General features: G+C 72.1%; 3 protein-coding genes. All 3 read right to left on the bottom strand.

The genetic code is table 11. The features are described 5' to 3' along the window. Positions 1-34 precede the first annotated feature (34 nt). The 3 genes from AOK24_RS44055 to aroA all read right to left on the bottom strand — a co-directional run bounded on the left by AOK24_RS44055 (position 35) and on the right by aroA (position 2,788). On the bottom strand, positions 35-604 hold the full coding sequence (locus AOK24_RS44055) for an RBBP9/YdeN family alpha/beta hydrolase (protein WP_055725424.1): 570 nt from the start codon (positions 602-604) through the stop codon (positions 35-37). Between the two features lie 268 nt (positions 605-872). Continuing rightward, entirely contained in the window at positions 873-1,520 is a 648-nt protein-coding gene (locus AOK24_RS44050; RefSeq protein ID WP_055725423.1) for a GNAT family N-acetyltransferase, read from the bottom strand. Beyond that, a complete protein-coding gene (gene aroA / locus AOK24_RS44045; RefSeq protein WP_055725422.1) occupies positions 1,517-2,788 on the bottom strand; it encodes a 3-phosphoshikimate 1-carboxyvinyltransferase in 1,272 nt (423 codons plus the stop codon). Before aroA ends, AOK24_RS44050 begins: the two co-directional genes overlap by 4 nt. Positions 2,789-2,802: the final 14 nt, after the last annotated feature.

Genomic DNA, 2,802 nt, shown 5'->3' with positions numbered 1-2,802 from the left:
CCGCCTCCCCTCCCCCGGCTTCCCCTCCCCTGCCTCACCTCGCCCTCAGCCTCGTCTCGCCGTCCAGGCACCACTCCAGCACCGACGGCCAGGGGCCGTACCCCTCGTCCGGCGTCAAGTGGCCTGCGCCGGGGAGGACTTCGGCGGTGATGCCCAGGGGGTCGCCGTAGGCCGCCTGGGCGCCCTCGGGGCAGTACGGGTCGTCGTCCCCGGCGACGATGCGCGTCGGGGAGGGCGGAGTGAGGCCGGTGAGCGGGGGGAGGGCGAAGCCGGCGATCTCGGGGTAGTCGGTGACGACCGTGACCGGGGAGACGAGGAGGGTGCGGTCGACGGTGTCGAGGCCGGGGAGGTCGCGGGCGAGGGCGTGCAGCCAGGTGACGGTGGCGAGGCTGTGGGCGATGACGATCCGGGGGCGGGGCGGCGTGGTCAGGTGACGCTCGAACTCGCCCAGCCAGACGTCGAGTTCGGGATGGTCCGGGTCCGGCAGCTGCGGGTACACGACCTCGTGTCCGAGGTCGGTGAGGCGGCCGGCCAGCCAGTGTTGCCAGTGGCCCTCGGGGCGGTGGTTCTGCCAGCCGTGGAGGATCAGGAAGGAGGAGGTCATGGGGTGATCATCCCCAGCGGCGAGTTGACGGGTCCAGTGCCGTCTTCCCTGGTGGGATCGGTAGGGGGAGGGATGCGGGTGAACGTTCCTCGGAGGCGGGGCGTCACCGTCGTGACGAGTCGCCCGGACCGAGGGGAAGTCCCGCTGTGAGAGCCGCAGTAAGCCGTTTCATCGTGTTGCTGGCTATGGGCGCCGGCGCCGTGCCGGCAGGCGGGTGCGCCGCCAGCGACAGCGCGGGATCAACTTCCCCTGAACGTGCGGGCGTTGCTCACGCCGGAGCCGTCCGGTTCGTAGGTGTGTAGCGGGCGAGCCGTTCCTCCAGGCGGGGCCGGCGTTGCGGCCATTCCTCGGCGGTGATCGAGAAGATCGCCGAGTCGCGCAACTCGCCTTCCTCGCCGGGGTACTTGGAGGTGGACCAGTTGCGCAGGACGCCCTCGAAGGTGGCGCCGGCGGCGGTGATGGCGGCGCGGGAGCGGGTGTTGCGGGCGTCGGTCTTGAGGTCGACGCGGGAGACCTGCCAGACCTCGAACGCGTGCCGGAACAGGAGGAGTTTGGCCTCCGCGTTGATGCCGGTGCGCTGGGCGGACGCGGCGAGCCAGGTGTGGCCGACCTCGACCGCGTCGAGCCGGGCTGGGTCGCGCCAGGCGCGGGGTTCGCAGTAGGCGGTCACGCCGACGGCCCGTCCCGTGGACGCCGAGATCTGGGCGAACGGGGAGATCGAACCGTCGGCGGCGCGCGCGAGTTGGAGGTCGAGGTAGCGGTCCAGCTCGGCGGACGTCGGGACCCAGGTGTACGCGTACGTCCCCCGGCCCTCCTCCGCCGCGCGCGCCAACTCGGCGGCGTGGCACCGGTCCAGGGGCTCCAGACGTACGAAGTCGCCGTACAGGACCGGCTGTTGGCCCGCCTCGAATCTCACCCGGTGATGTCCTTCCTCAACTGCGCGAACGCTTCGTGGAAACCGGGGAAAGTCTTGCGGACGCAGCCGGGGTCGTCGAACGAAATACCCGGCGTGCGCAGGGCGGTCACCGCGAAGGACATGACGATGCGGTGGTCGCCGTGGGTCGTGATCTCGGCGGGCTTCGGGGTGCCGGGGTGGATCTCGATCCAGTCGGGGCCCGTCGCGACGTCGATGCCGAGGCGGCGCAGGTTCTCCGCGCACGCGTCGAGGCGGTCGCACTCCTTGACGCGGGTGTTGGCGACGTCCTCGATGCGGACGGGGCCGGTGGCGAAGGGGGCGATCGCGGCGAGCGTGGGCATCGTGTCGGAGATGTCCCGCATGTTGACCGTCACGCCGTGCAGCGTGCCGGTTCCCCTCACCGTCGTACGGTCGGCGGCGATCTCGACGTACGCGCCCATCTCGCGCAGCACCTCCACGAAGCCCAAGTCGCCCTGGAGCGCGCCCTGTCCGAGGCCGGGGACGGTGACCTCGCCGCCGGTGAGGGCGGCTGCGGCGAAGAAGTAGCTCGCGGTGGAGGCGTCGGGTTCGATGGGGTAGGTGGTGGCGCGGTAGCCGCCGGGCGGGACGGTGTAGACGCGCTCGCCCACGGCACCGGGTTCGTTTGTGGAAACGGTTGCTTCCTGTTTCACCTCGACGCCGAACGCCCGCATCATCGCGATCGTGATCTCCACGTACGGCACGGAGACCAGGTCGGTGACGCGGATGCGCAGGCCCGTGCGGGTGAGAGGGCCGAGGAGGAGCAGCGCGGTGAGGTACTGGGAGGACTGTCCGGCGTCGAGGACGACCTCGCCGCCCTCCACCCCTTCCGCGTTGACGGTCAGGGGGTGGTGGCCCTCCGCGTCCTCGTGGCGCAGGTCCACGCCGAGGTCGCGCAGGGCGCGGGTGAGCGGGAGGAGGGGGCGGCGGCGCATCTGGGGCGAGGCGTCGAAGCGGAACGTGCCGTGCCCCGCGGCGGCGAGCGTCGGCAGGAAGCGGGCGGTCGTGGCGCCGTCCCGGCAGTACACGTCCGCGTCCGTGACCGCCGGGCCCTGCGGACGGCCGTCCACCTGCCAGGCGTCCGGCGCCCGCCCGACCCGGTAGCCGAGGCTGCTCAGCCCCTCGGCGAACCCTTCCGTGTCGTCCGAGCGCAGGGGGCGTACGAGGGTCGTGACACCGTCCGCCGCTGCCGCCAGGAAGAGGGCGCGGGCGGTGAGGGACTTGGAACCGGGGACGTCGACGAGGGGCATGCCCCTCATGATCC

Origin of the sequence: Streptomyces niveiscabiei (assembly GCF_001419795.1) — a bacterium.
GTDB classification, from domain to species: Bacteria; Actinomycetota; Actinomycetes; order Streptomycetales; family Streptomycetaceae; genus Streptomyces; species Streptomyces niveiscabiei.
This window is presented reverse-complemented; position numbering and strand designations above follow the sequence as displayed.